The organism is Pantoea sp. JZ29 (assembly GCF_035190385.1).
Classification (GTDB): Bacteria; Pseudomonadota; Gammaproteobacteria; order Enterobacterales; family Enterobacteriaceae; genus Pantoea; species Pantoea stewartii.
Window position 1 is genome coordinate 988,213 of the sequence record NZ_CP045241.1, and the last position, 16,824, is coordinate 1,005,036.

At 51.5% G+C, this 16,824-nt stretch carries 19 protein-coding genes, 1 tRNA gene and 1 other annotated feature; of the genes, 13 read left to right on the plus strand and 7 right to left on the minus strand.

All coding sequences use genetic code 11. The features are described from left to right. Positions 1 to 49: 49 nt before the first annotated feature. The 5 genes from GC090_RS04750 (at position 50) to luxS (ending at position 4,043) form a co-directional block, all read left to right on the plus strand. Positions 50 to 126: transfer RNA gene (locus GC090_RS04750), tRNA-Arg, on the plus strand. Positions 127 to 748: 622 nt separating this feature from the next. Then, entirely contained in the window at positions 749 to 1,315 is a 567-nt protein-coding gene (gene yqaB, locus GC090_RS04755; RefSeq protein WP_044242548.1) for a fructose-1-phosphate/6-phosphogluconate phosphatase, read from the plus strand. Further along, positions 1,312 to 1,740 carry a YqaA family protein gene (locus tag GC090_RS04760; protein WP_006120716.1) on the plus strand — a complete coding sequence of 143 codons (429 nt, stop codon included), beginning with the start codon at positions 1,312 to 1,314 and terminating at the stop codon, positions 1,738 to 1,740. Before yqaB ends, GC090_RS04760 begins: the two co-directional genes overlap by 4 nt. A 31-nt stretch (positions 1,741 to 1,771) precedes the next feature. After that, the gene (gene gshA / locus GC090_RS04765) at positions 1,772 to 3,376 is read left to right on the plus strand and encodes a glutamate--cysteine ligase (RefSeq protein WP_033739518.1); all 1,605 of its coding nucleotides are present in this window, start codon (positions 1,772 to 1,774) and stop codon (positions 3,374 to 3,376) included. 151 nt (positions 3,377 to 3,527) lie between these two features. Further along, a complete protein-coding gene (gene luxS, locus GC090_RS04770; protein ID WP_006120714.1) occupies positions 3,528 to 4,043 on the plus strand; it encodes an S-ribosylhomocysteine lyase in 516 nt (171 codons plus the stop codon). Between the two features lie 126 nt (positions 4,044 to 4,169). On the opposite strand, the gene GC090_RS04775 is transcribed toward luxS, so the two are convergent. Then, the gene (locus tag GC090_RS04775) at positions 4,170 to 5,456 is read right to left on the minus strand and encodes an HlyC/CorC family transporter (RefSeq protein ID WP_033739517.1); all 1,287 of its coding nucleotides are present in this window, start codon (positions 5,454 to 5,456) and stop codon (positions 4,170 to 4,172) included. Between the two features lie 18 nt (positions 5,457 to 5,474). Continuing rightward, positions 5,475 to 6,272, minus strand: coding sequence for a cytochrome C assembly family protein (locus tag GC090_RS04780; RefSeq protein ID WP_006120712.1), 798 nt, complete (start codon positions 6,270 to 6,272; stop codon positions 5,475 to 5,477). Positions 6,273 to 6,439: 167 nt separating this feature from the next. On the opposite strand from GC090_RS04780, the gene ffh reads away from it, so the two are divergent. The 6 genes from ffh to GC090_RS04810 all read left to right on the plus strand — a co-directional run bounded on the left by ffh (position 6,440) and on the right by GC090_RS04810 (position 10,899). Beyond that, positions 6,440 to 7,801: a signal recognition particle protein gene (gene ffh / locus GC090_RS04785; protein WP_006120711.1), complete on the plus strand. Its 1,362-nt coding sequence runs from the start codon at positions 6,440 to 6,442 to the stop codon at positions 7,799 to 7,801. A gap of 142 nt (positions 7,802 to 7,943) precedes the next feature. Continuing rightward, positions 7,944 to 8,192 carry a 30S ribosomal protein S16 gene (gene rpsP / locus GC090_RS04790; RefSeq protein WP_033739514.1) on the plus strand — a complete coding sequence of 83 codons (249 nt, stop codon included), beginning with the start codon at positions 7,944 to 7,946 and terminating at the stop codon, positions 8,190 to 8,192. A gap of 18 nt (positions 8,193 to 8,210) precedes the next feature. Further along, entirely contained in the window at positions 8,211 to 8,759 is a 549-nt protein-coding gene (gene rimM / locus GC090_RS04795) for a ribosome maturation factor RimM (protein WP_006120709.1), read from the plus strand. Between the two features lie 35 nt (positions 8,760 to 8,794). After that, positions 8,795 to 9,556: a tRNA (guanosine(37)-N1)-methyltransferase TrmD gene (gene trmD / locus GC090_RS04800; protein ID WP_050504850.1), complete on the plus strand. Its 762-nt coding sequence runs from the start codon at positions 8,795 to 8,797 to the stop codon at positions 9,554 to 9,556. Between the two features lie 42 nt (positions 9,557 to 9,598). After that, positions 9,599 to 9,946, plus strand: coding sequence for a 50S ribosomal protein L19 (gene rplS, locus GC090_RS04805; RefSeq protein ID WP_006120707.1), 348 nt, complete (start codon positions 9,599 to 9,601; stop codon positions 9,944 to 9,946). 398 nt (positions 9,947 to 10,344) lie between these two features. Further along, complete coding sequence (locus GC090_RS04810) at positions 10,345 to 10,899, plus strand: hypothetical protein (protein WP_324020974.1); 555 nt, start codon at positions 10,345 to 10,347, stop codon at positions 10,897 to 10,899. Between the two features lie 21 nt (positions 10,900 to 10,920). Here the strand turns inward: GC090_RS04810 and GC090_RS04815 are convergent, their stop codons facing one another. Beyond that, positions 10,921 to 11,448 carry a GNAT family N-acetyltransferase gene (locus tag GC090_RS04815; RefSeq protein WP_033739509.1) on the minus strand — a complete coding sequence of 176 codons (528 nt, stop codon included), beginning with the start codon at positions 11,446 to 11,448 and terminating at the stop codon, positions 10,921 to 10,923. Positions 11,449 to 11,731: 283 nt separating this feature from the next. Between GC090_RS04815 and GC090_RS04820 the strand changes: the two genes are divergently transcribed. Both GC090_RS04820 and tyrA read left to right on the plus strand, forming a co-directional pair. Further along, positions 11,732 to 12,811, plus strand: coding sequence for a 3-deoxy-7-phosphoheptulonate synthase (locus GC090_RS04820; protein WP_033739508.1), 1,080 nt, complete (start codon positions 11,732 to 11,734; stop codon positions 12,809 to 12,811). Positions 12,812 to 12,817: 6 nt separating this feature from the next. Further along, the gene (gene tyrA, locus GC090_RS04825) at positions 12,818 to 13,939 is read left to right on the plus strand and encodes a bifunctional chorismate mutase/prephenate dehydrogenase (protein ID WP_006120703.1); all 1,122 of its coding nucleotides are present in this window, start codon (positions 12,818 to 12,820) and stop codon (positions 13,937 to 13,939) included. Between the two features lie 36 nt (positions 13,940 to 13,975). On the opposite strand, the gene pheA is transcribed toward tyrA, so the two are convergent. The 4 genes from pheA to bamD all read right to left on the minus strand — a co-directional run bounded on the left by pheA (position 13,976) and on the right by bamD (position 16,725). Then, the gene (pheA, locus tag GC090_RS04830; RefSeq protein ID WP_033739505.1) at positions 13,976 to 15,139 is read right to left on the minus strand and encodes a bifunctional chorismate mutase/prephenate dehydratase; all 1,164 of its coding nucleotides are present in this window, start codon (positions 15,137 to 15,139) and stop codon (positions 13,976 to 13,978) included. A gap of 22 nt (positions 15,140 to 15,161) precedes the next feature. Further along, positions 15,162 to 15,285: a sequence feature (Phe leader region), on the minus strand. After that, positions 15,237 to 15,284: a hypothetical protein gene (locus tag GC090_RS04835; protein ID WP_193750318.1), complete on the minus strand. Its 48-nt coding sequence runs from the start codon at positions 15,282 to 15,284 to the stop codon at positions 15,237 to 15,239. It overlaps the preceding feature by 48 nt. Positions 15,286 to 15,384: 99 nt before the next feature. Beyond that, a complete protein-coding gene (raiA, locus tag GC090_RS04840) occupies positions 15,385 to 15,717 on the minus strand; it encodes a ribosome-associated translation inhibitor RaiA (protein WP_006120701.1) in 333 nt (110 codons plus the stop codon). A gap of 276 nt (positions 15,718 to 15,993) precedes the next feature. Then, on the minus strand, positions 15,994 to 16,725 hold the full coding sequence (bamD, locus tag GC090_RS04845) for an outer membrane protein assembly factor BamD (RefSeq protein ID WP_006120700.1): 732 nt from the start codon (positions 16,723 to 16,725) through the stop codon (positions 15,994 to 15,996). Positions 16,726 to 16,824: the final 99 nt, after the last annotated feature.

The following is a 16,824-nucleotide window of genomic DNA, read 5'->3' on the forward strand; positions in this document are numbered from 1 at the left end:
TCGTATTATCCCCAGACTGGCTTCTGCCGTCCCATAAAGCTTTCTAAATGCATCCGTAGCTCAGCTGGATAGAGTACTCGGCTACGAACCGAGCGGTCGGAGGTTCGAATCCTCCCGGATGCACCATACTTTTCAGGACGAACATGTGTTCCTGGTCTGTAAGCCATTCAGTCTGTCAGTCAGAACCAGAGAGGATAACGTTGCGACAGCAACGGCCCGAAGGGTAAGGCGCTAGCCGAATCATCCTCCCGGTGTATCGCGATTAATCTTCAAACGCCTTCTCTCTGCGCTCCACCTGACAGTCCACACAACCTCGCCACGCGTGCTAAACGCAAAAGCAAGGATTGGCGTCGTGTATTTCATTCAACGCCTTCCTGGTGCAGCAGGTGCGTAACATCCAGCCTTACCGTCGCAATCCAGAACGCCAACTTAACTGTTTTAGTCATAAACATAGTATTGAATTCCTCTCGATCAGGCTGATTTTGTAAGGAATATCGTGTTTACCGCGACGTAAACTTTCTGTCCCGGATGGCAGGCACTTCGGCTTTCTTAACATAATGCTTACGTTCTGCTTTCCTGCTAAAACCATTGGAAATTCGAAGGGTTACAGGCTTTCCATCACGATCACCTTTATCTGAAAACTAAAATAGCTAATGCTTTCAAAGCATTTGCTGTTCATCCCGCCTGGCGACAACCTACGCACATTCAGCTAAAGTAGTGGCTCATTTGTTGGAGGTCCTCTGTGACAATCTACGATCAATACGACGCCCTGATTTTCGATATGGACGGGACTATTCTTGATACAGAACCGACACATCGAAAAGCGTGGCGTCAGGTGCTGACGCGTTATGGCTTAACGTTTGATGAAGCGCGCATGATGGATTTCAATGGTGCGCCATCATGGCGGCTGGCGCAGCTAATTGTCGAAACTAATAACGCCGATCACGATCCTTATCTGCTTGCCGCAGAAAAAACGGCGGCAGTGAAAGCGATGCTGCTGGAAAATGTCCAGCCGCTTCCGTTAATGGACGTCGTTAAGGCTTATCACGGACGTCGACCACTGGCTGTTGGCACCGGTAGCCAGCACGCCATGGCAGATGCACTTCTTAATCATCTGGGTGTCAGAGATCTCTTCTCGGCGGTGGTTGGGGCGGATGACGTCGAGCATCACAAACCGGAGCCCGAGACGTTCCTGCGCTGTGCGGCATTACTGGGCGTTGAACCGGCGCGTTGTGTAGTATTTGAAGACGCAGATTTTGGCGTACAGGCAGCGAAAGCCGCAGGTATGGCCGTGGTTGATGTCCGTCTGCTGTGAGCGAGACGCTGGCATATCTGTCTTTATTGAGCAGCAGCTTTCTTAGTGCGACGCTACTTCCGGGTAGCTCAGAGGCGCTGTTGGTTGCATTGCTGATCGCGAAAAGCGCATCAGTTTACGGGTTGATTGGAGTCGCATCGTTAGGGAATACCCTGGGTGGCTTGACCAACATAATTTTGGGTCGCTTATTGCCGTTAAAACGTCAGGGGCGATGGCATGAAACAGCAATGGCATGGTTGCAGCGGCTTGGGCCGGCGGCTTTGTTATTGAGTTGGTTGCCGGTAGTGGGTGATTTGCTCTGCGTGCTTGCAGGCTGGTTGCGTTTTGCCTGGCTACCTACTGTGCTGTTTCTGGCGATTGGCAAAACTCTGCGTTACATCGTTATTGCGACCGCCACATTACAGGGCATGGAATGGTGGCATTGATTCGTACAGATTCGGGGCTAGGGTTAACACTATGCTGAACAAAAATAAATTATTCACACAGCCGGAGGTTAATGTGATCCCCGACGTATCAAAAGCGTTATCCTGGCTGGAGGCGCATCCTGATGCATTAAAAGGCATTGGTCGTGGCATCGAACGTGAAACGTTGCGCGTGCAGCCGGATGGACATCTTGCAACGACTGCGCATCCTGCGTCGCTCGGATCGGCGCTTAAGCATGACTGGATCACCACTGACTTTGCTGAGACGCTGTTAGAGTTCATTACCCCAGTCGATCACAGCATTGAGCATATGCTGGCGTTTTTGCGCGATGTCCACCGCCATGTTGCGGATGAGCTCGGTGACGAACGCATGTGGCCTTTCAGCATGCCTTGCCTGATTGAGGACGCCAATAAGATTACGCTGGCGCAGTATGGCACATCGAATATTGGTCGGATGAAAACGCTGTATCGCCAGGGGCTTAAAAACCGCTATGGTGCGCTGATGCAAACCATCTCCGGCATTCACTATAATTTCTCTCTGCCGCTGTCGTTCTGGCAGGCATGGGCAGACGTAAAAGATTACGAAAGTGGTAAAGAGACGATTTCTGCGGGCTATCTGCGCCTGATTCGTAACTATTATCGCTTTGGCTGGGTCATTCCTTATTTGTTTGGCGCATCGCCCGCTATCTGCTCCAGCTTCCTGCAGGGCAAAGAAAGCGCACTGCCGTTTAAACACGATGACAAAGGCACGCTGTGGCTGCCTTACGCGACATCGTTACGTCTGAGCGACCTGGGTTACACCAACAAGTCACAAAGCGCATTGGGCATTACCTTTAATTCCCTTGAGGGTTACGTCAGCGCACTGAAAAAAGCGATTAAAACGCCTTCAGAAGACTTTGTGAAGATGGGCACCCGGGATGCTGAGGGCAACTGGTTACAGCTGAATACCAACGTATTGCAGATTGAAAATGAACTCTATGCGCCGATTCGTCCGAAACGCGTTACCCGTTCCGGAGAAGCTCCATCAGATGCGCTGTTACGGGGTGGTATTGAGTACATTGAAGTGCGTTCCATGGACATTAATCCCTTCTCACCTGTTGGTGTGGATGAGAATCAGGTCCGCTTCCTCGATCTGTTCCTGATCTGGTGCACGCTGGCAGACGCGCCTGAAATGAGCGCTGATGAATTACAATGTAGCCGGCAGAACTGGAACCGCGTAGTGCTGGAAGGACGTAAGCCTGACCTGAAGATTGCGGTAGGATGTGGTGAGGCGGAATATTCACTGCGCGAGGTGGGCAAAACCTTGTTCGCCGACCTGCGCCGCGTCGCAGAAGCGCTGGACAGTAATCAGGGCACCACTGAATATCAGCAGGTCTGCGATGAACTGGTAGCATCCTTTGACGATCCTGAGCTAACCTATTCGGCACGTATTCTGAATGCCATGAAAGAACACGGCGTAACGGGCACGGGGATTATGCTGGCGGAACAGTATCGTCAGCTGCTGGTTAATGAGCCGCTGGAAGTGTTAAAGCCAGAAGACTTTGCGCAACAGGCGCAGGCATCTGTTGCGGCGCAACAGCAGCTCGAAGCGAGTGATACGCTGGATTTTGAAACCTATCTGGCCAGCCGGGAAGGGTAGAAAAGAAAAAGGCCACATCACTGTGGCCAAATTAACATCTCTGTTGTCAGGGATGGATGATAACAAATGCGCGTCTTTCATATATTCAGACGCTGGGCGATCGGAAAAGTTTCATCGTTCATAAAAAATTTTTCAGACTAAGAGGTGACGTATGCCATTACTGGATAGTTTTACTGTAGATCATACCATCATGGCCGCGCCCGCCGTGCGTGTTGCAAAAACCATGAAGACGCCGCATGGCGATACGATTACCGTTTTCGATCTGCGTTTTTGTCGCCCCAATATCGATATTCTGACTGAACGTGGCATCCATACGCTTGAGCATCTGTTTGCAGGTTTTATGCGTAACCACCTCAACGGTGATGGCGTAGAAATTGTCGATATTTCACCTATGGGTTGCCGTACCGGCTTCTACATGAGCCTGATTGGTGCGCCAGATGAGCAACGTGTGGCACAGGCCTGGAAAGGCGCGATGGAAGATGTGCTGAAAGTGAAAGATCAGAACCAGATTCCTGAGCTGAATGAATACCAGTGTGGAAGTTACAAGCTGCATTCGCTGGATGAAGCGCAGCAAATTGCCCGTAATGTGCTGGCACAGGAGATCGGCGTTAACCACAATGACGATCTGAAACTGCCTGCTGAAAAGCTAAAAGAGCTGCACATCTAGTCTGGGCTGTTCTCACAAAAACGCCGCGCATACGCGGCGTTTTTTATTGGGTTACGGCTCGCCGTTTATGCAAAAAGCCGGAGCCAGGCCAATAAAAAGCCGCCCTAAAAGGCGGCTTTATTCTGCTCAGGAGCCTACAGACTGTTTAAGCGGCGTCTGTGGCGTAATGCGCACCTGCTTAATCATATTATCCTGCACATCCAGGATATCGACGTCGTAATGATTCACCCGGACTCGCGTATTAACGGTGGGGATCTCTTCCAGCGCCTCCAGCAGCATGCCGTTAATCGTGCGCGCTTCCTGCTCGGGTAACTGCCAGTTGAAAGCTTTGTTGATCTCACGAATATTGGCGCTGCCTTCAATGAGCACCGAGCCATCGTTTTGCGGCATGACCTCTTCGGCCAGCGACGGCGACATCGAGGTAGTGAAGTCCCCGACAATTTCTTCCAGAATATCCTCGATAGAGATTAACCCTTTAATATCGCCATATTCATCAACGACCAGACCGGTCTTTTTCTTGTTGCGCTGAAACTTCACCAACTGTGTATTAAGCGGAGTGCCTTCCGGGATGTAGTAAATTTCATCAGCGGCACGCAGCAACATCTCTTTAGTGAACTCTTTTTTCTCCGTCATCATGCGCCAGGCTTCACGCACGCGCAGCATGCCAACGCAGTCATCCAGTGAGTCGCGGAACAGTACAATACGACCGTGCGGTGAGTGGCTGAGCTGACGAATCACGGATTTCCAGTCGTCATTGATATTGATGCCGACGATTTCATTGCGTGGCACCATAATATCGTCCACGCTGACCTTTTCCAGGTCCAGTACGGACAGCAACATGTCCTGGTTGCGTCGGGACATGTGCGTACGTGATTCATAAACGATAGTGCGCAGTTCCTCTTTACTTAACGCGGAACTGATAGCCCCTTCTGCCCGAATGCCGACAAGACGCATCAGTAGACGCGTAATGGTATTCAGTAACCAGACCAGCGGCAGCATAACGTACTGCAGCGGACCCAGCAGAAAGCTACTGGGATAGGCGACTTTTTCTGGATAAAGTGCAGCAACGGTTTTAGGGAGCACCTCGGCAAAAACCAGCACGACAAAGGTCAGAACACCCGTCGCAATCGCCACACCGGCGTCACCATACAGGCGCATTCCCACAATGGTGCCAATGGCGGACGCAAGGATATTGACCAGGTTATTCCCGATGAGCACCAGGCTGATAAGGCGATCGGGACGCTTTAACAACTTTTCAACGCGGCGGGCGGCGCGGTGACCATTTTTTGCCTGATGACGCAATTTATACCGATTGAGCGTCATCATGCCGGTCTCAGAACCCGAAAAGTAGGCTGAAACCAACACCATGATGATGAGCGTGACAATCAGGGTCGTGGTCGAAACATGTTCCACCGCAAAACTTCCTTTTGATTAAGAACTGTGAATAAGCAGATGCTGAAGCACGCGACTGCCGAAATAAGCCATCGTCAGCAGCACAGCGCCGCTGCAGTTGAACCACACCACACGGCGACCGCGCCAGCCTTCATGATAGTGGCCCCAGAGCAAAACGATGTAGACAAACCAGGCAATAATGGACAGCACGGCTTTATCCACGTTCTCGGCGCTGAACAGATCGTGCATATAGAACAGGCCTGTACACAGCACCAGCGTCAGTAACACCACGCCGACCTGGGTGATGTGGAACATCTTCCGTTCAATGGTCAGCAGCGGTGGCATATCCTGCGTGAAGGCCAGCTTTTTGTTTTTCAACTGGTAGTCAATCCATGCCAGCTGTAACGCATACAACGCCGCAATAATCAGCGTGGCATAGGCAAACAGCGACAGGCCAATGTGGATCATAATGCCTGGCGTTGTTTCAAGATGGGTAATGAATGCGTTCGGTACAAATGTGGCAAAAGCCAGGTTAATTAAGGCAAAGCTGTAGACAATCGGCAGCAGTAACCAGCCACGATTCCGTGAGGCAACAATGGTCATAATGGCACAGATCAGCAGGCTGACCAGCGAACCAATATTCAGCAGGCTGAGGTTTTGCCCGCCATCGACAGCGAAAATTCGTTGCTGCAGGGCGACGGCGTGGGTGACAAGCGCCACACAGGCCGACAACACAGCTAACCGACGCCAGCCGCTTTGACGTTTCAACAGGCTGGGGATGATGAGTGCAAGACTCAGGGAGTAGGCGAACAGCGCCACAATCGCGAAAACGGACATAGTTCCTTTCAGGCATCAGTCAGATAAAGGAAAAGGGCAGTATAGCGCCAGGCGAAGCAGGCTCCAAACGATCTGAGGTGGAATTGAAGAGATCGGCTCGGCTTCGTGTTATAATCCGCCGCATTCTGCCGATATGGCGCCTCGCGATTTTTTTTAAGTGAGAGACAATGTTTGACAATTTAACCGATCGTTTGTCGCAAACCCTGCGCAATATCAGCGGCCGCGGAAGGCTGACTGAAGACAACATCAAAGACACGCTGCGCGAAGTGCGCATGGCATTGCTGGAAGCTGACGTTGCGCTGCCGGTGGTGCGGGATTTCATTAACCGCGTAAAAGAAAGCGCGGTGGGCCATGACGTCAATAAAAGCCTGACGCCGGGGCAGGAATTTATCAAAATCGTCCGCAATGAACTGGTTGCGGCGATGGGCGCAGAAAACAACGCGCTGGATCTGGCCGCGCAGCCGCCGGCTGTCGTGCTGATGGCGGGCCTGCAGGGTGCGGGTAAAACCACCAGTGTGGGTAAGCTGGGTAAATTCCTGCGTGAAAAGCACAAGAAAAAAGTGCTGGTGGTGTCTGCGGATGTTTATCGCCCGGCGGCGATCAAACAGCTGGAAACTCTGGCACAACAGGTGGGGGTGGATTTCTGCCCGTCCGATCTGAGCCAGAAGCCTGTTGATATCGTCAACAACGCGCTGCGTGAAGCCAAACTCAAGTTTTACGATGTATTGCTGGTGGATACCGCAGGTCGTCTGCACGTAGACGAAGCGATGATGGACGAGATTAAACAGGTTCATGCCGCGATTAATCCGGTTGAAACCCTGTTTGTCGTGGATGCCATGACCGGTCAGGATGCGGCGAATACCGCGAAGGCCTTTAATGAAGCGCTGCCGCTGACCGGGGTTATCCTGACGAAAGTGGATGGTGACGCGCGCGGCGGTGCCGCGCTGTCGATTCGCCATATCACGGGCAAGCCAATCAAGTTTATGGGGATGGGCGAGAAGACCGATGCGCTGGAAGCGTTTTATCCGGACCGTATCGCCTCACGCATCCTTGGTATGGGCGACGTCCTCTCGCTTATTGAAGATATCGAGAGCAAAGTTGACCGCGCGCAAGCGGAAAAACTGGCGAAGAAGCTGAAAACCGGCGACGGTTTTGATCTCAATGATTTCCTTGAGCAACTGAAGCAGATGCGCAACATGGGCGGAATGGCGAGCCTGATGGGCAAGCTGCCGGGCATGGGGCAACTGCCTGACAACGTGAAATCGCAGATGGATGACAAAGTGCTGGTCCGCATGGAAGCCATCATCAATTCAATGACGCGCAAAGAGCGCGAAAAACCAGAAATCATCAAAGGCTCACGTAAGCGCCGTATTGCCACCGGCTCCGGTATGCAGGTGCAGGACGTTAACCGCTTATTAAAGCAGTTCGACGACATGCAGCGGATGATGAAGAAAATGAAGAAGGGCGGAATGGCGAAAATGATGCGCGGCATGAAAGGTATGATGCCGCCAGGTTTCCCCGGACGCTAAGGGGTTCCACAAAAAAGCCTGGGATGGCTCAGTTTAGGTTGCTTTTTGCGCCAAAATGAGTAAAATTTTCGGGCTTTTTATACAGCACCCGGACCCCGTTCCTCGATGGGGGCCGGGTGTTTTATTAACTGAAGAGGATGTTATGGTAACAATTCGTTTGGCACGTCACGGCGCTAAAAAGCGTCCGTTCTATCAGGTCGTCGTTACTGACAGCCGCAATGCACGCAACGGTCGCTTCATCGAGCGCGTAGGTTTCTTCAACCCGATCGCTTCTGGTCAGGCTGAAGCACTGCGTCTGGATCTGGATCGTATCGAGCACTGGGTTGGCCAGGGCGCAACGCTTTCTGATCGCGTTAACGCGCTGATCAAAGAAGCAAAGAAAGCAGCTTAATCTGTCACGGTGGTGAGCATGAGCAGACAACTTGCCGCACAGGCACCTGTTAACCCGATTGTATTGGGCAAAATGGGCGCTGCATACGGCATTCGCGGCTGGCTCAAAGTGTTTTCCTCCACTGAAGACGCTGAAAGCATCTTTGACTACCAACCCTGGTTTATCCAGCGCGCCGGTAAATGGCAGCAGGTGGAACTGGATAGTTGGAAGCACCACAATCAGGACCTGATCATCAAAGTCAAAGGCATTGACGATCGGGATGCGGCGGCACAGTTGACCAATTGCGAAATTCAGGTCGACTCTACGCAACTGCCTGCGCTGGAAAACGGTGAGTACTACTGGAAAGACCTGATGGGTTGCAAGGTGGTCAACGTTGAAGGCTACGAGCTGGGTAAAGTCATCGATATGATGGAAACCGGTTCGAACGACGTTCTCGTCGTGAAGGCAAACCTGAAAGATGCGTTTGGTGTACAGGAGCGGTTAATTCCGTTTCTTGATGAACAGGTTATCAAGAAAGTCGATCTCGCTACTGGCCTTATTGAAGTAGATTGGGATCCTGGTTTTTGATCTCCGAATCAAACGGTAACGTAACGGCGAAAACAATGTGGATTGGTGTAATTAGCCTGTTTCCAGAAATGTTTCGCGCTATTACCGATTACGGGGTAACTGGCCGGGCAGTAAAAAATGGCCTGCTCAGCGTTCAAAGCTGGAGTCCACGTGACTTCACGCACGACCGGCACCGTACTGTGGACGATCGTCCTTATGGTGGCGGACCGGGAATGCTGATGATGGTACAACCTTTACGGGATGCCATCTCCGCAGCGAAAGCAGCGGCGGGAGAGGGTGCCAGGGTGATATATCTTTCACCTCAGGGGCGCAAACTGGACCAACAGGGCGTTTGCGAACTGGCGTCACGCGACAAGTTAATTCTTGTTTGTGGCCGCTATGAAGGGATTGATGAGCGCGTAATCCAGACCGAAATTGATGAAGAATGGTCAATCGGTGATTACGTTCTCAGCGGTGGGGAACTGCCCGCAATGACGATGATTGACGCAGTCGCCCGGTTCATTCCGGGAGTACTCGGCAAGCAGGCGTCAGCCGATGAGGATTCGTTCTCGGAGGGATTGCTGGATTGTCCACACTATACCCGACCTGAAGTGTTAGAAGGGATGGAGGTTCCGCCAGTATTACTGTCGGGCAACCATGCCGATATTCGCCAGTGGCGCCTGAAACAGTCGCTAGGCCGTACCTGGCTGAGAAGACCTGAACTTCTGGAAAACCTGGCTCTGACTGAAGAGCAAGCAAGGTTGCTTAAGGCGTTCCAACAGGAACACCAGCAACAAAACGATGATGCGGAAGAGTAATCTTCCCTGACTATCAGTTTACCCAGGATAAGAGATTTAATTATGAGCAACATTATTAAGCAAATTGAACAAGAGCAGATGAAACAGGACGTACCTTCCTTCCGTCCGGGTGATACCGTGGAAGTGAAAGTATGGGTCGTTGAAGGTTCTAAAAAACGTCTGCAGGCATTCGAGGGCGTGGTTATCGCTATTCGTAACCGCGGTCTGCACTCTGCATTCACTGTTCGCAAAATTTCTAACGGCGAAGGCGTTGAGCGTGTCTTCCAGACTCACTCTCCGGTAATTGACAGCATCGCTGTTAAACGTCGTGGCGCTGTGCGTAAAGCCAAACTGTACTACCTGCGTGAGCGTACTGGTAAGTCTGCTCGTATCAAAGAGCGTCTTAGCTAAGGTATCGCTAACGCGACATCTAAAAGTTAATAGCAAACAAGGGGTTGGCAGCATGCCAGCCCCTTTTTTTATTGCCAGAGAAACGCTTTTACAGAAAAGACTTACCCGATGCAGCCCGCAGTCCGGGTCTGTCGGCCTGACAGGGCTGATTGTCGTTTAGGATGACGAATCCCGGCGTGAAGGACGATCACGGTCACTCCCGTCAGCAAGGGATGGCGTCTCTGCCGGTGTTTTCAGGTAACATGTGTCCCGCCGTTCGCGCGTTGAAGACAGGGCCGTACTGCAAAATAAAAGCACGCTGTCATGAGCGGCTGCATAAATATTGCCTCCCCGATTTTCGTCGTCTCGCCCATGAGAGGGGTTGCCCGGGAAGGTGCGCATTATCATAAGGACAGGTTGTGAAGGACGCTCTTTTTTTTCTTTCTGGATTTTTACTTTCCATCGCCTCATTTCGTTCAGCCCGCTATGCGCTGGAAGGCAACAGCAATCTATGGCTTTGCCGCATTCTGACCGTGCTGTGGTCCCTCATGGTGTTCGTGTTGTTTCCCCTGTTTCTCGCCATTGGATTATATGGTCCGGCCCTGATTCTGGTGGCGCTGAACCTCATCATTGTCTGGGCTGGCCGTGAACACAGAAAGGAAATGGCGCGTAAGAAGCAGAAAGCCACGGCAGTTAAGCCGCATATCCCGTTAGTCGATGTGGATATACCCTGGCTGAACATGAAAGAGATTGGCTTCAGTTATTTTGACTATGAGGGCAAGGTCGTTTACCAACGCGTCGATGTGGAATCCTGCGATGGGCGATTTATTAAAGGTTATAGTCATTTTTACAGAGAGTTACGCGCATTCGAACTGGACCGGATTGAGTACGGCATGGTTATTGTCTGGCGGACAAATGAAAGCATGACCGTTGACGACTGGCTTATCGCTTATGTTGAGGCTTATAGCCTCTGAGAACGCCCGGCTGACCTGACATCAGGGGCGCTGAAAATGATAGATCGCCGCGTTTACTGGCCCGCTGTCCAAGACAATTAAGCCATAACGGTAATCGATAAAGCGCCCACCGCTTTTTTCTGCCACTCGCCGGCTGGCATAGTTGTTCTCCACCGCCAGCAGTTCGATTGTCTGCACATCCGGCCGCGCAAAGCCAAATTCCAGTAATAACTTCACCGCCTGCGTAGCCACGCCCTGGCGCTGTGCATCGCTGCGCACCCAGTAACCGAGGGAACACAACGCGCCCGGCTCGCTGGCAAAACGAAAACCAGCACCGCCTAACAGACGATCCTGCGCATCCACAATCGCAAACTCTTCTGATTCTCGTACCGCCCGTTGTAAGTGGGTAAAGCGAATCCAGCTTTCGGCCTCATGAGGCTGATAGTTTTCGTGTGCCCAGCTCATCCAGGGCAAAAGGGTATCAAGTGAGGCATTTACCGCCGCGGTAAATGCCTCGACATCGTTTAACTGAAAAGGACGTAGCCGGATTGTTGGTGGGATCTGAACCATATTTCTGCCTCTCTGTGGGATTGCGCTTATCTTAACAGGCGATACCGCCACGTAAAATTCTTGTATGTATATTAAAGTTTACACATTCAGCGACTTTTGAGTTCTTTTGTTTTTATTAATATTATGTTTTTATTGGTATTTAATTTATTTTGCCAATGATTTTATGGTTAGTGGTAAATAAAGTGTACATCCAGCATTGTTGCGTGTATCAGTTATGGTACAGTAGTGCCACATCCTCTGTGAGGATCCTGTAAACGCATAAATGAGTGTAAAGGACAGCAAGATGCAAAAAGACGCGCTAAACAATGTTCACATTGCGAATGAACAAGTGTTGATCACCCCTGAAGAGCTGAAAACCAAGTTTCCGTTAAGCCCTGCGCAGCAGGCGCAAATCGCGGCATCGCGCCAGACCATTGCCGATATCATTGCCGGTCGCGATCCACGCCTGTTAGTGGTGTGCGGTCCTTGCTCTATTCATGACACAGAAGCCGCTCTTGATTATGCGCGTCGTTTAAAAACTCTTTCCGAAACGGTGAGTGATCAACTCTATCTTGTTATGCGCGTCTACTTTGAGAAACCCCGCACAACCGTTGGCTGGAAGGGGTTGATCAACGATCCTTACATGGATAACTCATTTGATATGGAAGCAGGGCTGCATATTGCACGTGAATTGCTGGTTAATCTGGTCGACATGGGCCTGCCTTTAGCTACGGAAGCGCTGGATCCTAACAGCCCACAGTATCTGGGCGATCTCTTCAGCTGGTCGGCGATCGGTGCGCGTACAACGGAATCGCAAACGCACCGTGAGATGGCGTCAGGGCTCTCCATGCCGGTTGGCTTCAAAAACGGGACTGATGGCAGCCTGGGCACCGCGATTAATGCCATGCGTGCGGCGGCGATGCCTCACCGGTTTGTCGGGATCAATCAGTCGGGCCAGGTCTGCCTGCTGCAAACGCAGGGTAATCCGGATGGCCACGTCATTTTACGCGGAGGAAAAGCGCCCAACTACAGCCCTGAAGATGTGGCGCAGTGCGAAGCCGCCATGCTAAAAGCGGGACTCCGTCCGGCCTTAATGATAGATTGCAGCCATGGTAACTCCGATAAAGATTACCGCCGTCAGCCCGGTGTAGCGGAATCTGCCGTTGCGCAAATCAAACAAGGTAACCGCTCAATTATTGGCTTGATGCTGGAAAGTCACATCCATGAAGGCAACCAGTCTTCTGAGCAGCCGCGCAGCGAGATGAAGTACGGTGTTTCCGTCACGGATGCCTGCATTAACTGGCAGGTTACCGAAGATTTACTGCGTGGCATGCATCATGAGCTACAAGGGGCGCTGGCGGCGCGTTTTTCACACGAGGTCTGATAGGTAATGGTCGCGGAACTAAACGCATTACGTGAACAAATTGATACGGTAGATAAAGCTTTACTGGATCTGCTGGCAAAACGTCTGGAACTGGTCGCTGAAGTGGGTGAAGTCAAAAGCCGCCATGGTTTGCCGGTCTATGTCCCTGAACGTGAAGCATCAATGCTGGCGTCGCGTCGTAAAGAAGCTGAGGCCCTCGGTGTTCCTGCGGACTTGATCGAAGACGTATTACGCCGAGTGATGCGTGAATCTTACGCCAGCGAAAACGATAAAGGTTTTAAAACATTGTGTCCTGCGCTTCGCCCAATCGTGATTATCGGCGGTGAAGGGCAGATGGGGCGCCTGTTCAATAAAATGCTGACGTTGTCTGGCTATGCGGTAAAGACGCTGGACAAAGATGACTGGGACAAGGCGGATACATTGCTGGCGGATGCCGGTATGGTGATGATCAGTGTCCCTATTCATCTGACAGAGGCAGTGATTAACCGGCTTCCTCCCTTGCCGGATGACTGCATTCTGGTGGATCTTGCCTCGGTTAAACATCGCCCTTTGCAGGCGATGCTGGCCGCACATCGCGGGCCAGTATTGGGTCTGCATCCAATGTTTGGGCCTGACAGCGGCAGCCTGGCCAAGCAGGTTGTGGTCTGGTGTGATGGGCGACAACCGGAAGCCTACCAGTGGTTTCTGGAGCAGATCCAGGTCTGGGGCGCGCGCCTCCATCGTATCGGTGCGGAAGAGCACGATCAGAACATGGCCTTTATTCAGGCCCTGCGCCATTTTGCGACGTTTGCTTATGGGCTGCATCTGGCGGAAGAGAACGTCAATCTTGACCAACTGCTGGCGTTGTCATCGCCTATCTACCGGCTGGAGCTGGCAATGGTTGGGCGCCTGTTTGCTCAGGATCCCCAGCTCTATGCGGATATCATCATGTCGTCTGAAAATAACCTGAATCTTATCAAGCGGTATTATCAGCGATTTGGCGAAGCGATTGCTTTGCTGGAACAAGGCGATAAGCACGCCTTTATCGCCAGCTTCAATCGGGTTGAGGCCTGGTTTGGCGATCACGCAAAACGCTTTTTGGTTGAAAGCAGAAGCTTACTGCGATCGGCTAACGACAGCCGTCCTTAAAAGCAAAAGGCATCCAACCGGATGCCTTTTTCATTTCTATTGCTTGGGTTCCACAGGAATCACATTCTCACTGGGATAGCAGCCAAGAACTTTCAGTGAACGCGTCATGGCGCGAAGTTCTTCCAGTGCCTGCTGCATTTTCTCAGACTGCAAATTACCCTGCACATCCAGATAAAACATTTCTTCCCAGGGATTGCCGTTAATTGGACGGGATTCCAGCTTGCTCATGATGAGATTGTGCTGGCGCAGGACCAAAAGGGCGTCAACCAGTGCACCTGCCTGTTGACCGGTTGCCATGATCAGCGTGGTTTTGGCCGAAATCTGATCGGAGACATCAATAGGTTTGCGTGCCAGAACAATAAAGCGAGTATGGTTCTGCTGCTGGTTAGCCAGATGGCGCTCAAGCACGCGTAACTGATAAAGCTCACCTCCAGCCTCACTGCCGATAGCCGCAACCTTCGGCGAGTTGAGCGCGGCCACTTTTTCCATCGCGGCGGCGGTACTTTCTGTGTAAACAATATTCCAGTGTGGAAAACGGTTGATAAAGTGGCTGGACTGCTGGAAAGGCTGTGGGTGGCTGTAAACCGTTTCGATTTGTTCCAGGTCGCTCGGGCCGCTCACCAGCATGCAGTGCTCAATGGGCAACGTCATTTCACCGACAATCGACAAATTGGTCTGTTGAAGCAGGTCATAAACATCATTGATGGAGCCGGAACTGGTGTTTTCGATGGGCAGGACAGCGTAGTCTGCCGCGTTGTTCTCCACCTGTTTAATAATGTCGTGGAATTTCAGGCAACCGCATTCCACCATGCTGTCGAAATGGCGGGCAGCATACTGTCGCGCAGCCAGATGAGAATAAGAGCCCTTTGGCCCTAAAAACGCGATGCGCGCAGCCTGTGCATGCGGATGGTTCAGGTTCTTTTGCAGCAATGCCTGCTGTGTCAGCACGGAGTCTTCAATGACTAACTGAAACAGACGGGTAATGTAATGCGCATCTAACTGATGCTTTTTGCCCAGCACAATAAGGTGTTCGATCAGCGCGCGCTCACGTTCGATATCACGGACAGGACGATGGGTGGCGAGTTTCGCTTCTGCCACCTCCACAGCCAGCAAACGCCGTTCGGCAAGTAACGTCAGTAGTTTTTCGTCCACGGCGCTGATTTTTTCACGCAGCGCCAGAAGCGGATTGTCCGGGGTCATAAGGCTCACCTGTAAGCTATCCAATAAAAAAGCCTCCCGATTGGGAGGCTTTGTTGTTCGTCTTCGCTTTCTTTTTACACGACGAATGGCCTCCCGTTCAGGGGAAGGTAAAAAAGAAAGCGAAGAAAAACGACAGTATTTTCATGAGGCGTTCCAAAATTGAGCTGACCTGAGAGTAACCGTACTCACGAAAAGCTGTCAACAAAAAACGCGCCCGGAGGCGCGTCAGAAAAGCGGGGATGAGGCTACTCTTCGGCTGCTGGCGTGAAATCTTTCACGCTGCTGGCCGCACGCCGCGCTTCAGGTTTGTGTTGGACTTTATTGAGTTGGCGCTCAAGTTTGCCGATCAAATCATTGATAGCGGTGTACATGTCGTCATGTTTGGCACTGGCGACCAGGGTACCGTTTGGTGTGTTGATGGTCGCGTCCGCCACAAACTCTTTGGACTCTTTCGACAGGACGATATGCGGATTAATCAGGTCAGTTTGCCATTTCTCAAGCTTGGCAAGGCGGTCTTCGACGTGTTCACGGATGGCTGGAGTAATTTCCATTTGCTTACTGGTAATGTTCACGATCATTATGCTTACCTCTCTGTGATTGCCGTCGGAATAGATCCAGCATAGCGCGATAATTCTGTATTTGTGTGATTTTGATCACAAAAAAATGTCACTTTTTGTCAACCAGGGCAAATTGTGAGAAAGGGCGAGAATGTGGTCGAAAAGGCTTGAAGCCAGGGCATTAACAAGGCATTGTTGACAGGTTAGCTCAGCGGCAACGTGTCAATATTGCCTGTTCTGTGCGCAAAAAAAAGCAGCCTCAGGGCTGCTTTTTTTGTTTCGGGAAAGGAAGGCTGATTAACCGTTATTGGCGGCGATAATTTTTGCCACTTTATCGGCCTCTGCATTCAACTGCAGTTGACGGTAGGCATTTTCCATCAGCGGAAGCGCGTCGTGGGTCGCCTGCGTATCAGGATAATCGCGCATCATGCCTTCAACACGGTTAACGACCGCGACATAAGCCCCGCGCTTGGTATAGAATTGCGCCACCGAGAGTTCATATTTAGCCAGACGATCTTTCAGGAAGACCTGACGCTTGTAAGCATCAGCGGCATACTGGCTGTTCGGGTAACTGCGCAGCAGCTGTGCAAAGTCGCGGAAAGCATCGCGCGCATGCGTAGGATCACGGTCCGAACGGTCAATGCCAAAAAAGCCCTGCAATGCTGAATCGTCCAGCGCCATATCCGTCAGACCTTTCATATAGATGACGTAATCGATATTAGGGTGCGTAGGATTCAAACGCATAAAGCGACTGATCGCCGCCTGCGCCATGGGCAGATCGGCATTTTTATAGTACGCGTAGATCAAATCCAACTGAACCTGCTGCGAATAGGGACCGAACGGGTAACGATTATCCAGCGCTTCCAGTTGCTTAATCGCCGCTTTAAAGTTACCGTCCTGCAGCTTTTGTTGCGCTGTAGCATAGATTTCAGAAGGCGGGTTGTCCGGTACCGCGTCATTTGAGCCGGAACAACCAACAAGTGCCAGGCTCAGTGTGGCTGCAGCCACCAGATATTTCATACGCGTCATGACGAAGTGATTATCCTCAAAATGTTATGGCGGAAGCTGTCCGTATAGCTCCCGGTAATGACCAGGTACGATAGCACATTATATTAAACGGCATCGCCG

Coding starts and splice junctions, on each gene's coding strand:
- ffh (WP_006120711.1), top strand. CDS start 6,440: ATGTTTGACAATTTAACCGATCGTTTGTCGCAAACCCTGCGCAATATC.
- rplS (WP_006120707.1), top strand. CDS start 9,599: ATGAGCAACATTATTAAGCAAATTGAACAAGAGCAGATGAAACAGGAC.
- raiA (WP_006120701.1), bottom strand. CDS start 15,717: ATGATCGTGAACATTACCAGTAAGCAAATGGAAATTACTCCAGCCATC.
- pheA (WP_033739505.1), bottom strand. CDS start 15,139: ATGACCCCGGACAATCCGCTTCTGGCGCTGCGTGAAAAAATCAGCGCC.
- luxS (WP_006120714.1), top strand. CDS start 3,528: ATGCCATTACTGGATAGTTTTACTGTAGATCATACCATCATGGCCGCG.
- GC090_RS04780 (WP_006120712.1), bottom strand. CDS start 6,272: ATGTCCGTTTTCGCGATTGTGGCGCTGTTCGCCTACTCCCTGAGTCTT.
- rimM (WP_006120709.1), top strand. CDS start 8,211: ATGAGCAGACAACTTGCCGCACAGGCACCTGTTAACCCGATTGTATTG.
- GC090_RS04820 (WP_033739508.1), top strand. CDS start 11,732: ATGCAAAAAGACGCGCTAAACAATGTTCACATTGCGAATGAACAAGTG.
- gshA (WP_033739518.1), top strand. CDS start 1,772: ATGCTGAACAAAAATAAATTATTCACACAGCCGGAGGTTAATGTGATC.
- rpsP (WP_033739514.1), top strand. CDS start 7,944: ATGGTAACAATTCGTTTGGCACGTCACGGCGCTAAAAAGCGTCCGTTC.
- trmD (WP_050504850.1), top strand. CDS start 8,795: ATGTGGATTGGTGTAATTAGCCTGTTTCCAGAAATGTTTCGCGCTATT.
- bamD (WP_006120700.1), bottom strand. CDS start 16,725: ATGACGCGTATGAAATATCTGGTGGCTGCAGCCACACTGAGCCTGGCA.
- GC090_RS04815 (WP_033739509.1), bottom strand. CDS start 11,448: ATGGTTCAGATCCCACCAACAATCCGGCTACGTCCTTTTCAGTTAAAC.
- tyrA (WP_006120703.1), top strand. CDS start 12,818: ATGGTCGCGGAACTAAACGCATTACGTGAACAAATTGATACGGTAGAT.